This window comes from Dietzia psychralcaliphila (assembly GCF_003096095.1).
GTDB classification, from domain to species: domain Bacteria; phylum Actinomycetota; class Actinomycetes; order Mycobacteriales; family Mycobacteriaceae; genus Dietzia; species Dietzia psychralcaliphila.
In genome coordinates this window covers 3,439,344-3,459,786 of record NZ_CP015453.1, presented here as the reverse complement: position 1 = coordinate 3,459,786, position 20,443 = coordinate 3,439,344, and the positions used below count along the sequence as shown (strand labels likewise).

At 69.3% G+C, this 20,443-nt stretch carries 22 protein-coding genes; 15 read left to right on the top strand and 7 right to left on the bottom strand.

All coding sequences use genetic code 11. The annotated features are described in order from the left end of the window. Positions 1-47: 47 nt before the first annotated feature. The 3 genes from A6048_RS15975 (at position 48) to A6048_RS15965 (ending at position 3,485) form a co-directional block, all read left to right on the top strand. Positions 48-1,703 (top strand): phospholipase D family protein, encoded by a 1,656-nt coding sequence (locus A6048_RS15975; RefSeq protein ID WP_107746826.1) that lies wholly within the window; start codon positions 48-50, stop codon positions 1,701-1,703. 134 nt (positions 1,704-1,837) lie between these two features. Further along, positions 1,838-3,007: an acyl-CoA dehydrogenase family protein gene (locus tag A6048_RS15970; RefSeq protein ID WP_107746825.1), complete on the top strand. Its 1,170-nt coding sequence runs from the start codon at positions 1,838-1,840 to the stop codon at positions 3,005-3,007. 67 nt (positions 3,008-3,074) lie between these two features. Continuing rightward, the gene (locus A6048_RS15965; RefSeq protein WP_107746824.1) at positions 3,075-3,485 is read left to right on the top strand and encodes an arsenate reductase ArsC; all 411 of its coding nucleotides are present in this window, start codon (positions 3,075-3,077) and stop codon (positions 3,483-3,485) included. On the opposite strand, the gene A6048_RS15960 is transcribed toward A6048_RS15965, so the two are convergent. Both A6048_RS15960 and A6048_RS15955 read right to left on the bottom strand, forming a co-directional pair. Further along, positions 3,482-3,718 (bottom strand): thioredoxin family protein, encoded by a 237-nt coding sequence (locus A6048_RS15960; RefSeq protein WP_107746823.1) that lies wholly within the window; start codon positions 3,716-3,718, stop codon positions 3,482-3,484. The two genes, A6048_RS15965 and A6048_RS15960, sit on opposite strands and share 4 nt — an antisense overlap. 21 nt (positions 3,719-3,739) lie before the next feature. Continuing rightward, positions 3,740-4,825, bottom strand: a complete 1,086-nt coding sequence (locus tag A6048_RS15955; protein ID WP_107746822.1) for a permease — start codon at positions 4,823-4,825, stop codon at positions 3,740-3,742. Between the two features lie 103 nt (positions 4,826-4,928). Here A6048_RS15955 and A6048_RS15950 point away from each other — a divergent pair, with 103 nt between their 5' ends. Then, positions 4,929-6,002: an ArsO family NAD(P)H-dependent flavin-containing monooxygenase gene (locus A6048_RS15950; RefSeq protein WP_200837407.1), complete on the top strand. Its 1,074-nt coding sequence runs from the start codon at positions 4,929-4,931 to the stop codon at positions 6,000-6,002. Here A6048_RS15950 and A6048_RS15945 read toward each other — a convergent pair whose 3' ends face one another. Next, on the bottom strand, positions 6,003-6,356 hold the full coding sequence (locus A6048_RS15945; protein ID WP_107746821.1) for a MerR family transcriptional regulator: 354 nt from the start codon (positions 6,354-6,356) through the stop codon (positions 6,003-6,005). A gap of 100 nt (positions 6,357-6,456) precedes the next feature. Here A6048_RS15945 and A6048_RS15940 point away from each other — a divergent pair, with 100 nt between their 5' ends. After that, positions 6,457-7,971 (top strand): SulP family inorganic anion transporter, encoded by a 1,515-nt coding sequence (locus A6048_RS15940; RefSeq protein ID WP_107746820.1) that lies wholly within the window; start codon positions 6,457-6,459, stop codon positions 7,969-7,971. A 45-nt stretch (positions 7,972-8,016) separates the two neighbouring features. Here the strand turns inward: A6048_RS15940 and A6048_RS15935 are convergent, their stop codons facing one another. Next, the gene (locus A6048_RS15935; RefSeq protein ID WP_107746819.1) at positions 8,017-8,301 is read right to left on the bottom strand and encodes an amphi-Trp domain-containing protein; all 285 of its coding nucleotides are present in this window, start codon (positions 8,299-8,301) and stop codon (positions 8,017-8,019) included. Between the two features lie 99 nt (positions 8,302-8,400). On the opposite strand from A6048_RS15935, the gene A6048_RS15930 reads away from it, so the two are divergent. From A6048_RS15930 to arsA, 3 genes are read left to right on the top strand one after another with little or no spacing between them, the layout of a single operon-like run. After that, positions 8,401-9,105, top strand: coding sequence for an arsenate-mycothiol transferase ArsC (locus A6048_RS15930; RefSeq protein ID WP_107747228.1), 705 nt, complete (start codon positions 8,401-8,403; stop codon positions 9,103-9,105). Next, positions 9,102-9,506 (top strand): arsenite efflux transporter metallochaperone ArsD, encoded by a 405-nt coding sequence (arsD, locus tag A6048_RS15925; protein WP_107746818.1) that lies wholly within the window; start codon positions 9,102-9,104, stop codon positions 9,504-9,506. Before A6048_RS15930 ends, arsD begins: the two co-directional genes overlap by 4 nt. 16 nt (positions 9,507-9,522) lie before the next feature. After that, a complete protein-coding gene (arsA, locus tag A6048_RS15920) occupies positions 9,523-11,334 on the top strand; it encodes an arsenical pump-driving ATPase (RefSeq protein ID WP_107746817.1) in 1,812 nt (603 codons plus the stop codon). Between the two features lie 85 nt (positions 11,335-11,419). On the opposite strand, the gene A6048_RS15915 is transcribed toward arsA, so the two are convergent. Further along, the gene (locus A6048_RS15915) at positions 11,420-11,770 is read right to left on the bottom strand and encodes an ArsR/SmtB family transcription factor (RefSeq protein WP_107746816.1); all 351 of its coding nucleotides are present in this window, start codon (positions 11,768-11,770) and stop codon (positions 11,420-11,422) included. 134 nt (positions 11,771-11,904) lie between these two features. On the opposite strand from A6048_RS15915, the gene A6048_RS15910 reads away from it, so the two are divergent. The 3 genes from A6048_RS15910 (at position 11,905) to A6048_RS15900 (ending at position 15,351) form a co-directional block, all read left to right on the top strand. After that, complete coding sequence (locus A6048_RS15910; protein ID WP_107746815.1) at positions 11,905-13,563, top strand: HNH endonuclease; 1,659 nt, start codon at positions 11,905-11,907, stop codon at positions 13,561-13,563. Positions 13,564-13,651: 88 nt separating this feature from the next. Beyond that, positions 13,652-14,878 (top strand): ACR3 family arsenite efflux transporter, encoded by a 1,227-nt coding sequence (gene arsB, locus A6048_RS15905; protein ID WP_107746814.1) that lies wholly within the window; start codon positions 13,652-13,654, stop codon positions 14,876-14,878. Between the two features lie 5 nt (positions 14,879-14,883). Continuing rightward, a complete protein-coding gene (locus A6048_RS15900; protein ID WP_107746813.1) occupies positions 14,884-15,351 on the top strand; it encodes an arsenate-mycothiol transferase ArsC in 468 nt (155 codons plus the stop codon). 13 nt (positions 15,352-15,364) lie between these two features. Here A6048_RS15900 and A6048_RS15895 read toward each other — a convergent pair whose 3' ends face one another. Then, a complete protein-coding gene (locus A6048_RS15895; RefSeq protein ID WP_107746812.1) occupies positions 15,365-15,790 on the bottom strand; it encodes a pyridoxamine 5'-phosphate oxidase family protein in 426 nt (141 codons plus the stop codon). 178 nt (positions 15,791-15,968) lie between these two features. Between A6048_RS15895 and ectA the strand changes: the two genes are divergently transcribed. The 4 genes from ectA (at position 15,969) to A6048_RS15875 (ending at position 19,271) form a co-directional block, all read left to right on the top strand. Further along, positions 15,969-16,481, top strand: a complete 513-nt coding sequence (gene ectA / locus A6048_RS15890; RefSeq protein WP_107746811.1) for a diaminobutyrate acetyltransferase — start codon at positions 15,969-15,971, stop codon at positions 16,479-16,481. 67 nt (positions 16,482-16,548) lie between these two features. Continuing rightward, on the top strand, positions 16,549-17,844 hold the full coding sequence (gene ectB / locus A6048_RS15885) for a diaminobutyrate--2-oxoglutarate transaminase (RefSeq protein WP_107747227.1): 1,296 nt from the start codon (positions 16,549-16,551) through the stop codon (positions 17,842-17,844). A 50-nt stretch (positions 17,845-17,894) separates the two neighbouring features. Continuing rightward, the gene (locus tag A6048_RS15880) at positions 17,895-18,317 is read left to right on the top strand and encodes an ectoine synthase (RefSeq protein ID WP_107746810.1); all 423 of its coding nucleotides are present in this window, start codon (positions 17,895-17,897) and stop codon (positions 18,315-18,317) included. A gap of 126 nt (positions 18,318-18,443) precedes the next feature. Then, positions 18,444-19,271: a PIG-L deacetylase family protein gene (locus A6048_RS15875; protein WP_107747226.1), complete on the top strand. Its 828-nt coding sequence runs from the start codon at positions 18,444-18,446 to the stop codon at positions 19,269-19,271. Positions 19,272-19,285: 14 nt separating this feature from the next. Here A6048_RS15875 and A6048_RS15870 read toward each other — a convergent pair whose 3' ends face one another. Continuing rightward, on the bottom strand, positions 19,286-20,311 hold the full coding sequence (locus tag A6048_RS15870; protein WP_107746809.1) for a DUF2332 domain-containing protein: 1,026 nt from the start codon (positions 20,309-20,311) through the stop codon (positions 19,286-19,288). Positions 20,312-20,443: the final 132 nt, after the last annotated feature.

The window sequence follows — 20,443 nt, the reverse complement described above, 5'->3', positions numbered from 1 at the left end:
GGAGAGTATTGCTGATCCGGGAAGCAGATTCTGTAGCGTCCGAACACATGGCCTTCACCGAGTGGTTGCTCTCCGCGCACGAGCGGGGCAACCCCGACACCCGTCTGGATTCCCGCCATCCCGGAGATAGGGCCTGGTCGGAGGGCAACGAGGTGCGCCCCCTGGTACACGGGTCCACGTACTTCTCCGAGCTCCACGAGAAGATCGAGGCCACCGGGGAGGGTGACCTGATCCTGTTCACCGACTGGCGGGGTGACGCCGACGAGCAGCTGACCGGTGAACCCGGCAGCGAGGTCTCGGTGGTACTGCGGCGGGCGGTCGACCGCGGGGTGGCCGTGCACGGACTCGTGTGGCGGTCGCACTCGGGGATGGACGAGTTCTCGCACGAGGAGAACAGGGAGCTCGGACGGAAGGTCGATGACCGGGGCGGCAACGTCCTGTTGGACATGCGCGTGCCGCCGCGCGGGTCGCACCACCAGAAGTTGGTGGTGATCCGCCATGCGGGGGCTCCGGAGCGGGACGTGGCCTACGTGGGCGGGATCGACCTGTCCCACTCGCGCAGGGACGACGCCCGTCACCTCGGCGACCCGCAGGCCCAGGCGATGTCCGACGTGTACGGGCCGACGCCGCCCTGGCACGACGTCCAGTGTGCGATCTCGGGCCCGGCCGTCTACGACGCCGAGACGGCATTCCGAGAGCGGTGGGAGGACCCCACGCCGCTGACGTACTCCCCCCGCAGACATCGTGCGGACCGCGACCACGTGGACGTGCACGCCGAATCGCTGCCCGAGCAGGCTCCGCCGCCGCCAGCGGTGCCGGGGGGTACTCATGTCGTGCAACTGCTCCGCACCTACGCGGGCCGAGGTGTGCGGGAGGCCTACCCGTTCGCCCGTCGGGGAGAGCGCAGCATCGCCCGCGGGTACGCGAAGGCGTTCGAGCGGGCGCGTCACCTGATCTACGTCGAGGACCAGTACCTGTGGTCGCGCGCCATCGCCGACTCCTTCGTGGAGTGCCTCCAGCGGGACGAGGGGTTGCACATGATCGTCGTGATGCCCCGGTGGACGGACAGTGACAACCTGCTCTCGCGGATCCCTCAGCTCCTGGGACGGCAGCGCGCGATGGGCAGGCTCGCGGCGGCGGCCCCCGGCCGGGTGGCCTTCTACGCTCCGGAGAACCTGCAGGGCACCCCGGTCTACGTGCACGCCAAGGTGTGCGTGGTCGACGACACCTGGTGCACGGTCGGGTCCGACAATTTCAGCCGCCGCTCGTGGACCCACGATTCGGAGCTCTCGGCCGTGGTCGTGGACACGGCGGCGCCCGACCACAGTCCGTTCGCCCGCAGGTTGCGTCTCGTCCTGGCCTCCGAACACCTGGATCGGTCCGTGGACGGTCCGACGTTCCCGGGTGACGTGTCGGAGATCGCCGATCGTGCCAGCGCGCTCCCCGACGACGACGAGATCGCGCGTGTGATGGCCGACTGCCTGGACGCGGAGGGGACGTTCCGAGCGTTCGCAGACTCCGCCGCCGCGCTCGAGGAGTGGCACCTCGGCGGGCGCCGGGGGGAGCGGCCCCCGGGTCGCCTGCGGCCCCTCGACCCACCGCGCCTCAATCCGGTGACCATGGCGTTGGCCTTTCCCGTCTATCGCTGGTTGCACGACCCGGACAGTCGGCCCTGGCGCCTGCGTCTGCGCGGACGGTACTGACCGCGGCACGGTGTGAGCCAGTTCGGTGTGGCTCAGTTCGGTGTGGGACAGGTCGGTGACTCCGCTCTGAGCGCGGGGTCGGGTTGACTAGGCTGATCGGCGCATGCCGCGTACATCGACCACCGGAGGCCCTGGTGACCCTGCTCTTCCCCGACTACCGCCCCTCCTGGGAGACCGACGACCACCGGTTGCTGCGCGAGCACGCCCGCGCGTTCTTCGCCAAGGAGATGACGCCCAATCAGGAGAAGTGGGCCAGGCAGAAGTTCGTGGACCGGGAGACCTGGCTGCGCACCGGCGGGGCCGGGCTGATCTGCCTGGACGTGCCCGAGGAGTTCGGCGGGCAGGGCGGCGACCCGGGCATGGAGTACCTGGTGACCGAGGAGCTCGTCTACTCGGGTGACACCGCGTTCGGGATGGGTGTCGGCTCGACAATCACCCCGCACTACGTGGCCAACTACGCCACCGACGAGCAGAAGCAGGCCTGGCTGCCGAAGATCTGTTCGGGCGAATGGATCTCGGCGATCGCCATGACCGAGCCCGGCGCGGGCTCCGACCTGCAGGGCGTGCGCACCACCGCGCGCAGGGAGGGAGAGGGCCCGGACGCCGTGTACGTCATCAACGGCTCCAAGACCTTCATCTCCAACGGTGGATCCGCCGACTTCGTGGTGGTGGCGGCCAAGACCGACCTGGACGCCGGTCACAGGGGAATGGCGCTGTTCGCCGTCGAGGCGGACACTCCCGGCTTCGAGCGCGGTCGCGTCCTGGAGAAGATGGGCCGCCACGGTGCCGACACCGCCGAGCTGTTCTTCAACGACATGCGCGTACCCGCGGCCAACCTCCTCGGCGGTGAGGAGGGGCAGGGTTTCTACCAGCTCATGAACCAGTTGCCGCGCGAGCGTCTGGCGATCGCGGTGGACGCCCTGGCGATGGCCGAGGCCGCCGTCGTGGAGACCCTCGCCTACGTCCGCGAGCGGCAGGCCTTCGGCAAGCCGATTCTGGAATTCCAGAACACCCGCTTCGAGTTGGCGACGTGCAAGACCTCCGTCATGGCCACCCGCACCTTCATCGATCACTGCATCCAGCAGGAGATCGCCGGCGAACTCGATGCCGTCACCGCCTCGATGGCCAAACTGCAGGCCACCGACATGCTCGACGACGTGGTGGACCGATGCCTGCAGTTGTTCGGCGGCTACGGCTACATGATGGAGTACCCCATCGCCCAGAAGTTCGCCGCCGCCCGCGTCATGCGGATCTACGGCGGCACCAACGAGATCATGAAGGAGGTCATCGGCCGGGCGCTGTGACCCACCGCGCCCGGACCCCGAGCGGCTACTATCGACAGCTGTCGATACATTCTGCCGAGGAGTCACCGTGACCGATCGTCCCTCCGTCCTCTACGTCTGCGTCCACAACGCGGGCCGCTCGCAGATGGCCGCGGCCTACACCTCCCACCTGTCCGGTGGCGCGGTGGAGGTCCGCTCGGCCGGCTCGGCACCCGCGGACTCGATCAACCCCGCTGTCGCCGCCGCGATGGCGGAGGACGGCATCGACATCTCGGCTGCCACGCCGAAGGTGCTCACCACCGAGGCGGTGCAGTCCAGCGACGTGTGCATCACCATGGGCTGCGGTGACGTCTGCCCGGTCTTCCCGGGCAAGCGCTATCTGGACTGGAGCCTCGACGACCCCGCCGGGCAGGGCGTCGAGGCCGTCCGGCCCATCCGCGACGAGATCAGGCGCCGCGTAGAGGGTCTGCTCGCCGAACTCGGGGTGCAGCCGGTCTAGCGTCCGCGCAGGAGTTCGGTGAGCTGGCGGACGGTGGGCACCTTCCCGCCCAGAACGAGTTCGTCGTCGACCACCAGTCCGGGGGTCTTCATGAGCCCGTAGCCCGCGATCTCGCCGATGTCGGAGACCTCGATGATCTCGGCGTCCTCACCGAGTGCGGCCAGGGCCTCCCGCGTGCGGGTGACGAGGGTGTGGCAGTTGCGGCAACCGGGCCCGAGCACCTTGACGATCATTGTTCCTCCTGCGTGTGGGGGTCAGGCGATGAGGTTGAACAGTAGGCCTATGGCGAGGATGCCGACGGCCACGGCGGCGAAGAACAGCGCGAGCAGGGGCGGCTTCATGACCCGCCTGAGCATGATCGCCTGGGGGATGGACAGCGCGATCGAACTCATGATGAACGCCATGACGGTGCCCAGGCTCATGCCCTTGGTCCACAGTGCCTCGGCGATCGGCACGACCCCCGCGCCGTTGACGTAGAGCGGCACCCCGGCGAGGGTGGCCACGACCACGGCCAGCGGGTTGTCCGGGCCCGCCCAGCGTAGGAAGAAGTCCGCTGGTACCCAGCCGTGGATCGCGGCGCCGATCCCGACGCCCACCACCACCCAGATCCAGACGCCCCGGACGATGTCTCGGGATTCACCGAGGGCGGCGTCCACCCGCTCGCGGAGGGTGGGCACATGGCCGTCCGCGCGGAGTGCGGCCACGCGGGTGGTGAAGACCACGTCGTCGACCCACTTCTCCAGCCGGAACCGGGACAGGGCCCAGCCCGCGATGAACGCGATGGCGGCACCGGCGCCGACGTAGGCGGCGGCGATGTGCCAGCCGAACATCTCGCCGATCATGATGGCCGCGATCTCGCTGATGAGCGGGGAGGCGATGAGGAAGGTCAGGGTGACCGAGAGCGGGATGCCGGCGGCGACGAAGCCGATGAACAGCGGGATCGAGCTGCAGGAACAGAACGGGGTCACGACGCCCAGCACGATCGCCAGGGTGAGGCCGATGAGTAGCCCCCGGCCCTCGAGCCAGTCGCGGGCGCGGTTGAGGTCCAGGCTGGCCCGGAGCATGCCCACCAGGAACATCAGGCCGAGGAGCAGGAGGAAGATCTTGACGGTGTCGTAGAGGAAGAAGTGCACTGCCCCGACCGCCCGGTCGGCGAGGTCGAGACCGAGCCAGTCGACGGTCGCGTCCCAGAACCACTCGTTGGCCACCCACAGGGCGATCCAGGCCACCGCGGCCGCGGCGAGTGAGGCCACCAGTCGACGATGCTCTCGGACACCGGTGTCGGTGTCCGTGCCGGACGGGCCGGACGGGCCGGTCGCGGAGGCGGGCAACGGGCTCATGCCTCCACTGTAGAATTGATATCGATAAGTGTCTATAAGAACTGTTCAGAGGGTGCCGGACGGGGGTTGTGCGGTGGTAGAGGCCGAGGCGACAGACGCTGTGGTGAAGAACGTGGTGGTGAAGGACGTGGTGGTGATCGGCGGCGGGCAGGCCGGACTGGCCGCCGGCTTCTACCTCGCCCGGGCCGGCGCGGACTTCGAGATTCTCGACGGATCGGAGGGGCCGGGGGGTGCGTGGCCGCACACCTGGCCCTCGTTGCGTCTGTTCTCGCCCGCCGACTACTCGTCGCTCCCGGGCCGCCGGATGCACCGGACCGACGGCGGCAACCCCGACGCGGCCCACGTGGTGGAGTACCTGCGCGGCTACGAGGAGTACTACGGGCTGCCCGTCCGGCGTGGGATCGGGGTGACGAGAGTGGAACGCGGGGACCCGGAGGGTTTTGTCGTGCACGCCGCGGACGGCCGTCGCTGGCGTGCACGCGTGGTGATCAGTGCCACCGGCACGTGGTCGAGGCCGTTCGTGCCGACCTACCCGGGCGTCGGGGGTTTCCGGGGCGCACAGATCCACAGCGCCGGCTACCGGGGGCCGGAGGCGTTCCGCGGCCGGCGCGTCGTGGTGGTGGGAGGTGCCAACTCGGGAGCGCAGATCGCCGCCGACCTCGCCGCGGTGCTCGACCCCGGCCGCGGCGAGCTGATCTGGTGCACCACCGGCCCCCCGCGCTATCTGCCCGACGACGTCGACGGGCGCGAGCTGTTCCGGGTGGCCAGCGCCTCGGTGCGTGCACCGGCCGGGGAGAACGGGGGCGGCCGCGGCGTCGCCGCGCTCGGCGACATCGTCGTCGTCCCCCCTGTCCGTGCTGCCCGCGACGCGGGCCTGCTGGTGGCCACCCCGATGTTCGACAGGTTCCACCCGGACGGTGTCGAATGGGACGACGGCCGACGCGAACCGGTCGACGCGGTGATCTGGTGCACCGGGTTCCGTCCGGCTCTCGGGCACCTCCGCGGCCTGGGGCTACCGCGGGTCAACGGCAGGGTGGTCGCCGACGGCCCCGCCGTACCGGGCGTGCCCGGGTTGTTCCTGCTCGGCTACGGCGACTGGTGCGGTGCGGCCTCGGCGACCCTCATCGGGGTGGGGCAGTGGGCGAAGGCGGCCGTGGCCGCAGCGCTCGGCCGGTGATCACGCCTTGAGGCGCTCGACGATCTCGACGAACTCCTCCGCGTAACCCAGGTGGGTCCGCAGGCGGTCGAGCCGCTCGGTGGCCTCGGCCTCGATCTCGGCGATCAGGGTGGCCGATCCCGCCGGGTCCTCGGCGCGGCCGTCCAGGGCCCGGCAGAAGTCCCGCATCCGCTCCAGGCTGAACCCCAGGGGCTTCATCCGGCGGATCAGCAGGATCCGCTCGACGTCTCCCGGCGTGTAGAGGCGGAAACCGCCGGGGGAGTGCGCGGACGGGCTGACCAGACCGAGCTCGTCGTAGTGTCGCAGGCTCCGGATCGACAGGGCGGTGCGCTCGGCGACCTCCCCGATCTTCATGGTCTGCTCGCCGCGAATTGGCCCGCTCACAACTCTCCCATTACGGTAGCTTTCTACTCTCGCGCCGTGTGAGAGTCCCGACCTCGACTGTAGGTGATCCGTGAGCACCGAGTTCCCCACCGGCGTGCTGCCCTCGTTCCGCGCCGCGTTCTCCTCCCCGGCCCGGCTCCGGACGGAGGTCCTCGCCGGCCTCGTGGTGGCGCTGGCACTCATCCCGGAGGCGATCTCGTTCTCCATCCTCGCGGGCGTCGACCCCCGCGTGGGTCTGTTCGCCTCCTTCACCATGGCGGTCACGATCGCCTTCACAGGTGGCCGCCCGGCGATGATCTCCGCGGCCACGGGGGCGATCGCCCTCGTGGTGGCGCCGGTGGTGCTCGAGCACGGACTGGACTACCTCATCGCCACGGTCCTGCTGGCCGGGGTCCTACAGATCCTGTTGAGCGTGTTCGGGGTCGCAAAATTGATGCGGTTCATCCCCCGGTCGGTCATGGTCGGATTCGTCAACGCGCTCGCGATCCTCATCTTCATGGCCCAGATCCCGCACCTGGTGGGGGTCCCGTGGCTGGTGTACCCGCTGGTGGCCGTAGGTCTTGCCGTCATGGTGTTCTTCCCCAGGCTCACCACGGTGATCCCCGCGCCGCTGATCGCGATCGTGGCCCTGACGGCGGTGGTCGTCTGGGTGGGGTGGTCCGTCCCCAACGTGCGTGACCAGGGGGAACTGCCCGGATCGCTCCCGACCTTCCTGATCCCCGACGTGCCGTGGACCCTGGAGACCCTGCAGATCATCGCCCCCTATGCGCTGGCGATGGCGCTCGTGGGGCTCATGGAGTCCCTGATGACGGCGAAGCTGGTCGACGACATCACCGAGACCCACTCCGACAAGACGCGTGAGGGCTGGGGTCAGGGCGTCGCCAACCTCGTCACCGGTTTCTTCGGCGGGATGGGCGGCTGCGCGATGATCGGCCAGACGATGATCAACGTCAAGGCCTCGGGCGCCCGGACGCGGCTGTCCACCCTGCTCGCCGGCGTGTTCCTGCTGATCCTCGTCGTCGTCCTGGGCGACATCGTCGGACTCATCCCGATGGCCGCGCTGGTCGCGGTGATGATCATGGTCTCGGTGGGGACCATGGACTGGCACTCGATCCATCCCCGCACCCTGCGTCTGATGCCGCTGTCCGAGACCCTCGTCATGGTCGTCACCGTGGTGGCCACCGTATGGACGCACAATCTCGCGATCGGCGTGATCCTCGGTGTGGTCACCGCGATGATCATGTTCGCGCGCCGGGTCGCACACATGACCACCATCGAGAAGGTCGCCGAGCTGGACACGGACCACGACGGTGCGGTCGACACCCGCACGTACCGGGTCACCGGGGAGCTGTTCTGGGCGTCGAGCAACGATCTCGTGTACCAGTTCGACTACTCCGGCGACCCCGAGCACGTGGTGCTCGACCTCACCGACGCCGACATCTGGGACGCCTCGACCGTCGCCACGCTGGACGCCGTGCAGCACAAGTACGCCGCCAAGGGCAAGACGCTCTCGGTGATCGGACTCGACGGTGCGAGCCAGGAACGCCTGGACAAACTCTCGGGCCGGCTCGGCGCCGGGCACTGAGCACGGGTCGTTGCCGCGTCGGCCCATCCGGTCCTGCGGGCGCGGTCAGCTGATCGTGACGCCGCCGGTCGGGCCCGGTTGGCCGTCCGCCCCCGTGATCCACCACATCTCGAGTTCGAGCTCGCGCTTGGTGCCGGAGGTCTTGGGGGTGTCCTTGATCTCGATGTCGAGCCGCACGGAGTCGGGGACCTCGATGTCGAGACTGTTGCCGTCCTGGTCGAAGGTCACGGTGCCGGACCGGATGCGCTCGGCCAGTGTGGCCAGCAGGTCCGCGACGGCCTCGCGCGAGTAGGTGTCCTTGCTGCGGAGAAGTCGGTTGGAGAGGCTCATGGTCTGATCATCCGCCTCTGCCGGCCGTGCCGGATGCCTTCCCAAAATATCGATGAGTGTCTATATTGATGGGTGTCGATACGAGGCTTGGAGGCCGACATGTCCCGATCCGTGCACGACGCTCCTCTTCCCGAGCTGCTCATGCCCCAGACGCAACTCCAGCGCGACGCCCGCGAGCTGGCCCGACACTACGAAGGCGTGTTCAGTCCGCAGACCGTCGAGCGCGTGGTGTTCGAGTCCTACGCCGCGTTGCGTCGAACCGCCCGGGTCACCACGCATCTGCCGTCGCTGTCCCGCCGCTTCGCGACCGACCGGCTCAAGGCTCTTGCTCAGGCCGAGGGGCGGGTCACCAAGGACGTCCCCGAGGTGCTCTTCATCTGCGTCCAGAACTCGGGGCGCTCCCAGATGGCCGCGGCTCTCATGGCGGACCGGTCGGAGGGGCGGGTCCACGTCCGGTCCGCCGGGTCGCTCCCGGGCTCGGGTATCGACGAGAACTGTCAGGCGGCCATGGCCGAGATCGGACTCGACCTGACCTCGGAATACCCCAAGCCGCTCACCGACGACGTGGTGGCGGCCGCCGACGTGGTGATCTCCATGGGGTGCGGGGACGCCTGCGCCGTCTATCCGGGCAAGCGGTACCTGGACTGGGACGTCTCGGACCCCGCCGGCCAGGATCTCGACCGCGTCCGCTCCATCCGTGACGACATCGACGCCCGGGTACGTAAGACCCTGCCGGAGATCGTCGGCATGACGCCCGCACCCGCCTCGGGTACTCCGTCCACCGAGGAGGCTCCGGCACTATGACCGCGACCATCACCGTCTTCGAATCCGCGCTCTGCTGCTCGACGGGGGTGTGCGGACCCGACGTTCCCGCCGAACTCGTCGAGTTCTCCGCGAACTGCGACTGGCTCGCCGCTGCGGGGGCACCGGTGGAGCGGCTCAACCTGGCCGCCGAGCCGATGCGCTTCGCGTCGGACGAGGAGGTCGCCGCGTTTCTCCGCCTGAGTGGATCCGAGGGACTCCCGCTGTTCCGCGTGGACGGCGTCACCGCGCTCACCGGCCGCTACCCCACGCGAGCGGAGCTGGCGAGGTGGGCGGGACTGGACGTGACCACGCCGGCCCCCTCGGTCGCCGGCGCGGCGCCCGTGGGTGCGGACCTCCTGGCGTCCGGCGACGACGGCTGCGGCCCGTCCGGCTGCTGCTGATCCCCGAAAGGTATTCGTGAACTCGTTCCTCGACCACCCCGCCCGCTTCGTGTTCTTCACCGGCAAGGGAGGGGTCGGGAAGACCTCACTCGCCTGCGCCACCGCGGTCCGGCTCTGCCGGGCGGGCGTGCGCGTCCTGCTCGTGAGCACCGACCCCGCCTCCAACGTGGGGCAGGTGTTCGGGCAGCGGATCGGGAACCGCATCGTCGAGGTCGGCGCCGTCCCGGGGCTCTCGGCCATGGAGATCGAACCGGACGCAGCCGCCGAGGCCTACCGCGAGCGCGTGGTGGGGCCCGTACGCGGCCTGTTGCCGGAGGCCGAGATCGCCGCGATCACCGAGCAGCTCTCCGGTTCCTGCACCACCGAGATCGCGTCGTTCAACGAGTTCACCGCGCTGGTGACCGACCCCGGGGTGATGGACGGGTACGACCACGTCGTCTTTGACACCGCGCCCACCGGACACACGATCCGGTTGCTCACGCTTCCCGGGTCATGGACCGAGTTCCTGGAGCGCGGCAAGGGCGACGCCTCCTGTCTGGGGCCGATGGCGGGGCTCGACAAGCAACGCGCGGTGTACGCGGACGCCGTGGCGCGGTTGGCGGACCCGGCCACCACACGGCTCGTGCTGGTGGCCCGCCCGCAGACCTCATCCCTCGACGAGATCGCCCGGACCTCGGCCGAGCTCGCCGACGTGGGAATGCGCAACCAGTCGGTCGTGGTGAACGGGGTGCTCGCGGGTGCTCACGGAGACGACGAAGATGACGACGACGACGAGATCGACCTCATCGCCGCCGGCTTCCGCCAGCGACAGCAGGCTGCCCTCGACGCCATGCCCGACGCCCTCCGCGCCCTGCCCACCGAGACGGTCCCGCTCCGGCCGGAGAACCTCGTCGGCGTCGCGGCGCTGGAAAGGCTCTTCGAACCAGTGGAGGTCTCGACCGCATCGGCGCACGCGGTGGCGGGTGGTCCCGCTCCACTGTCCGCTCCGCTCTCGGACCTCGTCGACCTGATCGAGTCGGACGGACACGGCCTGGTCATGACGATGGGCAAGGGGGGAGTCGGCAAGACCACCGTGGCCGCTGCCGTGGCCGTCGAACTCGCCGCGCGCGGGAACGAGGTGCACCTCACCACCACCGACCCCGCCGCTCATCTCACCGACACCGTCGCGGGTGAGATCCCGGGACTCACCGTCTCCCGCATCGACCCCGAGGAGGCGTCCGCCGAGTATCGTCGCCGGGTCATCGCACGCAAGGGGACGAAGCTCGACGAGGCAGGCCTGGCCGCACTCGAGGAGGACCTCCGCTCGCCGTGCACTGAGGAGGTGGCGGTCTTCCAGGCCTTCTCCGGGGTGATCCACGAATCGAGGCGCCGCTTCGTCGTCGTCGACACCGCCCCGACCGGCCACACGCTTCTCCTGCTCGACGCGACCGGGTCGTACCACCGCGAGATCGCCCGGCAGATGGGGGAGGGAGGTCGTTTCACCACCCCACTCATGAGGCTGCAGGATCCGGCGCAGACCAAAGTCGTCATCGTCTCCCTCGCGGAGACCACGCCGGTCCTCGAGGCGGCCGCGCTCCAGGATGACCTGCGACGGGCCGGTATCGAGCCGTGGGCGTGGGTGGTCAACAACGCTCTCGCGGCGAGCGGAACCACCGATCCCGTCCTGCACCGGCGCGCCGAGCTCGAGCGCGAGCAACTGGACGCGGTGCGGGGCGGCCTCGCCGAGAGGCTGGCCGTGGTGCCGTACTCGGCGGAGGATCCCGTCGGTCCGGAGGCGCTGCGTCGCCTGGCCTCAGGTTCGGGTGCTGCGGTGACTGGGGCCAGGTGACTGGTTCTGCGGTGACGGGTGCCAGGTGACGGCTGCCCCGGTGTAGGGGTTTCCGTTCGGCCGACGACGTAATCCCGAGGCGGGCTCAGACGAAGCGCAGGCCTCGGACGTCGACGATGTCGCGGATCTGGGCGAACGCCTCCGGGACGATGCTGTAGTGCGCCATCCGGCCGCGTTGTTCCCGGGTGACGAGTCCCGCCTCCACCAGCTTCTTCATGTGATGGCTCACCGTGGGTTGGGTGATGCCGAGGGGCTCGGTGAGGGTGCAGACGCAGACGTCACTGCACTCCGCCGCCGCGATGTGCGAGAGCAGGCGCAGGCGCATGGGATCGGCCAGTGCCTTGAACCGGGCCGCCGCGGCCTCGGCCTCTGCCTGGGTGAGCGGCCCGTTCGCGCCGGCGATGCAGCAGGATTCGGTGGGCTCGGGCGAGATCATCCGTCCAGATTACTCGGACGACCGGGATGGGGGAGGCCGTCGGAGGTCACCCCTTGCCTCTTCGAAAGTGTGTACGTATAGTAGAACACGAGTTCGACAAGATGCGGCGGCGACGTACGATTCGAGGTGGGGGCATGGGCGACACGGCTGGCGGCGCGACAAGCGGGGTCGGCCGCACTGGTCCCCCGTCGGCGCTCGGCAGGTTGTCCGATGCCGCCCGCGGCACGTGGGTCGCGGAGAATCGCGCCGCCGGGGCCCGCCTGGCCGCGTGTTACGAGTTGTTCCGCGAATGTGTGCGCCAGGACGAGGCCGGGGCGGGGGACGGCTCCCCGCCCGGGCACGCGGTGGTGGACCCGTTCGACGTGTGCACCGGCTACGTCGTGGCGGCGATGCCCATCTCCACCGGCCGGGCCGCCACCATGATCAGCCTCGCCGCGGGCCTGACCGAGCGCTACCCCGCCGTCATGGCGGCCCTCTCGGCCGGCCGGATGGAACAGCGCGCCGCCGAACTGCTGGCCCGCCAGATGGCCACGGTCGACCCCGCCGTCCTGTCCCGCGTCCAGCAGGAGGTCGTGGACGACTATCTCGCCGCCCTCGAGGCCGGCGAGCGTCTGGGTGCCCGGTCGGTGCGCGAGTCCGTCGACGCGATAATCGCCCGGTACGACGCCGACGGCATCCGCCAACGCAGAGACGCCGCCGCGCGCGGCCGCGGAGTCCACATCCGCAAGGGCGCCGACGGCATGACCAACCTGTGGGCCACCCTGGCCTCTGATGAGGCCGCGGTGCTGGCCGAAGCCATCGACCAGCGCGCTGCTGAGTTCGCCAACCCCGACCCGCGCACCCCCGCGGAATCAGCGCAGGCCCCCGCCGACGCCGAGGGGGCGGACATGTCGGACTATCCGGTGCCCGAACGTCGCGCGGACGCCCTGCTGTCCCTGGTGTGCGGAGACCGGGGCCGCACCCGTGTCACCGGTCTTTCGCCGGACGAGCCGCCCGCGCCACTGCGGCCGCGGGTGACGGTCTTCGGCTGCGGTCGAGGTCTCGACCCGCAGGTCGAGTTTCCCCGTACCGGCGACTCCGCGCTCCGGGCGCTACTCGACATGCTCGCCGCCAGTGACGGGGCCAGCCTCGAACACGTGGACCCCGCCATCGGCGCCGCCGACGACGCCCGCCGAGCCCTGACCTACCGGCCCGGCGCCGCCCTGGCCCGCCGCATCCGCCTTCGCGACGGCACCTGCCGGCACCCGGGATGCACCGTCTCGGCAGACAACTGCGATATCGATCACTGTCGGCCCTTTGACCACGCGGACCCGCAGCGAGGCGGACACACCACCGAGTGCAACCTGATGTGCTTGTGTCGGCGCCATCACCGGTTCAAGACCTTCTCTGGATGGATCTATGACCTGGCGCCAGACGGCACGCTCGTCGTCGTCACTCCCGACGGCTCCACCATGCTCACCAGACCCTCCGGGCCCCTGGCGGCGTACAGGCGCGAACAGGCCCGGGCCGAACAGGACGCCTGGGACACCCAGCAGACCCGCAACCCCGAGCCGGACACCGCTGACGGCGACCTGCAGTCCGAGCCCACCTACTGGGCCCGCCGTGCCGCCCGCCACCGCGCAGAACGCGCAGAACGCGCCCGAGCCAACCGCGCCGGCCCCGATCGCGCGGGTCCCGATAACGCCAGGCCCCCCACCGGCCGCTGGTGGGATCGCAACAAACCAGTTGTCAGCCGCGCCGAGCAGCAGGTCCAGCAACTCCTCGACGAGATCCTCGACCCGCCACCGTTCTGACCCCGCGGCACGGAGCGCTGACCGCGCGGCACGGTGTGTCGCACGACACACATTGACGAACATCGATGAATTCCCTAGGGTTGGCCGCATGAGCACCCAGGTATCGGCGACTGCCGGCCCCCCCGCCCCTGCCGATCCCGACACTCCGGTCGCCGCGAGGATGTCCTTCCTCGACCGCTATCTGGCCGTGTGGATCCTCGCCGCCATGGCGCTCGGGCTCCTGCTCGGACGCCTGGTGCCCGGTATCGCCGAAGCGCTCGAGGCGGTCGAGGTCGGGGGCATCTCTGTTCCCATCGCCGTCGGCCTGCTGGTGATGATGTACCCCGTCCTGGCGAAGGTCCGCTACGACGAGACGCGTCGCGTCACCGGGGATCGCACGCTCCTGCTGCTGTCCCTCGCTCTGAACTGGCTGGTCGGTCCCGCGTTGATGTTCACGCTGGCCTGGCTGATGCTGCCGGACCTACCCGAATACCGCACCGGCCTGATCGTGGTGGGCCTGGCCCGCTGCATCGCGATGGTATTCATCTGGAACGACCTCGCATGCGGCGACCGGGAGGCGGCGGCGGTGCTCGTCGCGATCAACTCGGTGTTCCAGGTGATCGCGTTCGCGGGCCTGGGATGGTTCTACCTCCAGGTCCTCCCGGGCTGGTTGGGACTGGAGACCACCACTGCCGGGTTCTCGGTGTGGGCGATCGCGCTGAGCGTCCTCGTGTTCCTCGGCATCCCGCTACTGGCCGGGTTCCTCACCCGGCACTTCGGCGAGAAGGCCAAGGGGCGGGAATGGTACGAGGAGTCCTTCCTGCCGAAGATCGGTCCGTGGGCGCTGTACGGCCTGCTGTTCACCATCGTCGTGCTCTTCGCGTTCCAGGGCGACACCATCATCGGACGGCCCCTCGACGTGGCGCGTATCGCGCTGCCCCTGCTGGCCTACTTCATCCTCATGTTCGGCGGGAGCCTGCTCGCGGCACGCGCGGCCGGGCTGAACTACGCCAAGTCCACCGCGGTCGCCTTCACCGCCGCGGGCAACAACTTCGAACTCGCGATCGCCGTCAGCATCGGCACCTGGGGAGTGGCCTCCGGTCAGGCGCTGGCAGGGGTGGTCGGGCCACTCATCGAGGTGCCCGTGCTGATCGCTCTCGTGTACGTGAGTCTGTGGGCCGGCAAGCGGCTGTTCAAGGGAGACCCCACTGTCCCGAACGCGATCCACCAGGACATGACCTCTGCCCCCGCCACTGGCCCCGCCTCTGCCCCAACCACTGGCCCCGCCTCCGCCTCGGCTTCTGACTCCGACGCGCCGGGAGCCGATCGCCGATGACGCCGATGACGCAGTACCACCGGCCCACAGTCCTGTTCGTGTGCAAGTCCAACCGCGGCAAGTCCCAGATGGCGGAGGCGCTACTGCGCCACGCGGCGGGGGACGCGGTGGAGGTCTTCTCGGCCGGAACGGAGCCCGCGCTGGGAAAGTCCCCCAACGCCGAGTCCGTGGCGGCCCTCGCTGAGATCGGTGCCGACATGTCCGGCGGCACCGCGGCAGCGGTGGACCACGACGTCATGCGCCGCGCGGACCGCGTGGTCGTGCTCGGTACGGCCGCACGGCTCGACCCGGTCGACGGGATGAGCGCGGCGATCGACGTGTGGGACACCGACGAGCCCAGTGAGAGAGGGATCGATGGTGCGGAACGCATGGCGCTGATCCGCGACGACATCGACGCCCGCGTGCGACGACTGTGGGCAGAGCTGTCCGGCCAGGCAGGGCTGCCTGTCCAGGGAACTGGTCCAGCCGACTAGCAGGATATCGCGCCTAGCCGACGTAGCGCTCCGGCTCCTCGCCGAACGTGAAGCCGCGGCCCGAGATCTGCTCCGGTGTGATCTCGACGAAGTTGTACTTGAGTGTCGGGATCCACGGCTTGAGGTCGAGCTCCTCCGCGCGGTTGATCTCCTCGAAACTATCGAGCCGCCGGGCTTCTCCACGAACGACCACCGACCATGCCTCATTGTCCTCGATGTGGTCGACCTGGAAGACCACGTCGGGATGAATGGTGAGGCCGGCCAGCTTGCTGCCCTCCGCTGTGCGGAAGAAGAGCTTGCCCTCCGCCGACAGTGCGTAGTTGACCGGGAAGATGTCGGCCCGCCCACCCGAGACGGTGATCAGACGGCCGAGCGACTCTGTCCCCAGCAGCTCGAGTGAACGGCGCTCGTCGAATTCGGTGATCGGGTTCTCGTCCATGAACAGATTCTCCCAGGCTCACGCCCGGTAAGGAAGGCTATCGCGACCTCGGGTTTAACCCGTTGGGTGATGGACCTCACTGCACCGCGGCCACCTGCGGACTCGCCCGGCAATCGGGTAACGATCCGGCGAAGGGAGATGCAGTAGCCGGTCGTCGTCACTACGGTGGGACATACCTATGAACCCAGGAGAACGAGAAGCACCCCGTAAACCTGATTCGTCCGACGCGGTTTTCCGCCCGCCCACCGCGGCAGACGGAATTCGCATGTGGGAGATCGCCCGCGACAGTGGAGTACTCGACCTCAACTCGTCCTATGCCTACGTGTTGTGGGGAGCGGAGTTCTCGGAGAGCTCTGTGGTCGTAGAGGTCGAGGGCCGCGTCGTCGGCTTCGTCACCGGATTCCTACGACCCTCGGAGCCGGACTCGATCTTCGTCTGGCAGGTGGGCGTCGACGCGGACCAGCGCGGCAAGGGGCTGGCGGCACGACTGCTCCACAGCCTCATGGACCGGCTCGCCGAAGGCGGCGTGGTCCGACTGCGCACCACCATCAGCCCGGACAACGAGGCGTCCCAGCGCACCTTCGGTGCGGTCGCGCGCGATCGGGGAATGACCTTGTCCAGCGAGGACTATCTCGGCGTCGAATTGCTCGGCGAGGGACACGAACCCGAAGATCTCTACACGATTTCCTAGAAGGGCGCCCGGACCCACAGGTCCGCCACCGCCGCCCGCCACAATTTTCGACGGAGTGATCACCACCATGACCGAAGCCACGCACGACGCAAACCTGGACACCTCGATCTTCAGCGACCGCGAGTCCGAGGTCCGCAGCTACTCCCGGAACTGGCCGGTGGTGTTCGACACCGCCAAGGGTGCGAAGCTCACGACAGTTGACGGCGACGACTACCTCGACTTCTTCGGCGGAGCCGGCGCACTCAACTACGGACACAACGACGACGACATGAAGGCCGCGCTGCTGGAATACGTTCAGCGGGATGGTGTCACCCACTCGCTGGACAAGTACACCGTCGCCAAGCGGGCGTTCCTGGAGACGTTCACCTCGAACATCCTCGAGCCGCGCGGGCTGGACTACAAGGTCATGTTCCCCGGGCCGACGGGCACCAACGCCGTCGAATCCGCACTCAAGCTCGCCCGCAAGGTCACCGGCCGCGAGGCGATCATCAACTTCACCAACTCGTTCCACGGGATGACCCTCGGGTCGCTGTCCGTCACGGGCAACTCGATGAAGCGCGCCGGCGCCGGTATCCCGCTCGTGCACGCCACGCCGATGCCGTACGACAACTACTTCGGCGGCGTGACCGAGGACTTCCAGTGGATGGAGCGCGTGCTCGTCGACTCCGGATCCGGCATGAACCGCCCCGCGGCCGTGATCGTGGAGTGCGTCCAGGGCGAGGGCGGCATCAACGCCGCCCGCGCCGAGTGGCTGCAGGCGCTCGACGCGCTGTGCAAGCGCCACGAGATCCTCCTGATCATCGACGACGTGCAGATGGGCTGCGGCCGCACCGGCGAGTTCTTCTCGTTCGAGTTCGCGGGCATCACGCCGGACATCGTCACGCTCTCCAAGTCCATCGGCGGCTACGGCCTGCCGCTCGCCCTGACCCTGTTCCGTCGGGATCTCGACGAGTGGACCCCGGGCGAGCACAACGGCACGTTCCGTGGCAACAACATGGCATTCGTCACCGCCGAGGTGGCGCTGCGCAAGTACTGGTCCGACGACGAGTTGCAGAACCGCACCCTCGAGAACGGCCGGATCCTCCGCGAGCGCTTCTCCCCGCTGGTCTACAAGCACCAGGGCAAGCTCGAGCTGCGCGGCCGCGGCATGGCGTTCGGCATCGCGTTCCTCGAGAACCCGGAGCTGGCCCAGCAGGTCATGGCCCGCTGCTTCGACCACAAGATGCTCGTCGAGACCGCCGGCCCGAGCGACGAGGTGGTCAAGTTCCTCGCGCCGCTCACGCTCACCGATGACGAGCGTGACCGTGGCATCGAGATCTGCTACGAGGCCGTCGACAACGTCCTGTCGGCGCAGTACGCCTGACGCTCGCACGAGTCACACCCGACCATCCACCTTCCACGAGGAGGCAACACATGATCGTCCGTACCACCGCAGGGATCACCGGAACCGACCGCGAGGTCAAGGGCAACAACGGCAACTGGGTGTCCAAGCGGATCGTCCTGGCCGACGACCGCGTGGGGTTCTCGTTCCACGAGACCACCATCGCCGCCGGCACCACGAACGACTTCCACTACGCCAACCACATCGAGGCCGTCTGGTTGACGCGTGGCAAGGGAATCCTGCGTGACCTGACCAACGACGAGGAGTACCCGCTCGAGGCCGGGTCGATGTACCTGCTCGACGGTCACGAGAAGCACCAGGTGATCGTGGAGGAGGAGATGAGCATGCTCTGCGTGTTCAACCCTCCGGTAGTGGGCGAGGAGAACCACGACGAGAACGGCATCTACCCCCTCCTGCGCCTGCAGGACGACGGCTCGGTCGTCCGCGAGAAGTAGACGCCACACGCATCACCCGCGCCCTCCCCGGCCGAATACGCTCATCCCGAGCGGTTTCGGCCGGGGAGTCGTGCGTTCTCGGGCGGGTGAACGGCGCGAGGCCGGCAGGGGGTGCAGACTGTCCGGGTGTCCACGATCGTGTTCCTCCACGCCCACCCCGACGACGAGACCTCCCAGACCGCCGGGATGATGGCCATCGCCTCGCGCGGCGGCCACCGCGTGGTGACGGTCTTCGCCACCGACGGCGACCACGGGGAGCGCCCCGAGCACCTGGGCCCGGACGGAGACCTGGTCGAACACCGGCGGGTCGAGGCGCGGGCGGCGGCTTCGGTGCTGGGCGTCGAGCGACTCGACTGGCTGGGGTACCGCGACTCGGGCATGACCGGGTGGGCGCAGAACGACGACCCGCTGTGCCTGCACAGCGCCGGCACCGACGACGCGGCCGCGCGGCTCACTCGGATCCTCGACCGGGAGGACGCCGACGTGCTCGTGGGATACGACCACCACGGCAACTACGGGCACCCGGATCACCTGGCCGTGCACCGGATCGCCCGCCGCGCGGTGGAGTTGGCGGCCCGCCGTCCGCGTCTGATGGAGGCCACCACCAACCAGGACGCCCAGCGCGAGATGCTCGACAGTCCCGGGGCGGCGGAGTTCCTGGCGACGCTCGCGGCCGGCGGAATGGACGTGGACGAACTGCGGCGGATGATCCTCACCGGTGATGACGGTCTGCCGGTCGGCGTCCCGCAGTCCGAGATCGCGTGGGCGATCGACCTGCCCGCGGATGTCGTGGAGCTCAAGCGTCGCGCGATGGAGTGCCACGCCAGCCAGACCAGCGACATCGGCATGATGCTGGCCCTGCCGCCGGACATCTACGCGGTGACGTTCGGAACCGAGTACCTCATCGAGCCGGGGTCCGACCAGCCGATGCGCCGTGGGTGGCCGTTCGACTGAACCCGGCCCGGCCCTCAGGGCATGTCGAGCGCGCGGACCCAGTCGCCGTGGCCGTGGGCGGTGGCCAGGGGCCGACCGTTGACGGCGACGACGAAGATGCCCTTGTGGCGACGGATCGACTCGGGGACCTGCTCGGCGATGTCGGGCAGGAGGGTCACCCCCTCGACGGAGATCCACACGCAGTCGAGCGCGGTGACCCGGCGGACGAACTCGGCGCGGGCCGGCGGCTCGAGGTATCCGAGTACCGCGGTGTGGAACACCACCGGCGTGGATCCCGCGGGACAGGCGGTCACGGACTCCTCCACCTTCTCCACCAGATCGCCGGCGAGGATCTGTGGCGGGTCGGCGGCGGCGATGTCGAGCGCGGCGTCCAGTCGGGGCACGCGCTCGGCCTGCTGCCCGGGCCAGACCAGACTGCGCAGCCACGCACGGGAGTCGGCGTCCGCGGGGTCGATCGGGGACAGGTCCACTCCGCCGCGGTGGACGACGTCCGGCAGGGAGCGCGGGAGCGGGACCCCGTCGCGCAGGGCGCAGTCCAGGACCGGGGCGCGCCGGTCCGGGTGCGCGCCCGAGTCCGGATCGGAGGGCGGCAGCTCGTGGATCGAGCCGCCGTCGAGTGAATAGCGGTAGGCGTACCGGTCCGGGTACAGACACAGACCCGCCGAGGCCCCCATCTCCACCAGCGAGAGCGGGCCGGGCAGCAGGGAGAGGAACGGTAGGAGCACCGCGCAGCGCTTGGCCTCGTTGGTCTGAGTGGAGTGGGTGAGCGCGATCTGCTCGATCTCCGACCAGTGGGCGTGGACGAATTCGCGGAACCGCGCGTAGTCCTCGGTCTCGGGCGCGCCGGCGTGCCGGGTGGAGGCGAAGACCAGTGCGGGCTGCCGCTTGATCCGGGGAAGCCTCCCGATCAGCTCGCACGTCGCGGGATCCTCGGCGATGCCCCGGGCCCACGCCAGGTAGACGGGGGTGCGGCCGCGGACCTCGAACTCGGCGAAGTCGGCGTAGCGGCTGGGGACGTCGTCGACATGCGCGGAGTCCATGTGGCCAGCGTGGCACATCGGCCGCGTCGGATCATCCGGAACCCGAGCCCCGAGCAACCCGAACCCGGGGAACGGCGCGAGCCCGACGCGCTGGCGTGGAGGTCCGGGAGCGGGTATGTTGGTGATGCATCA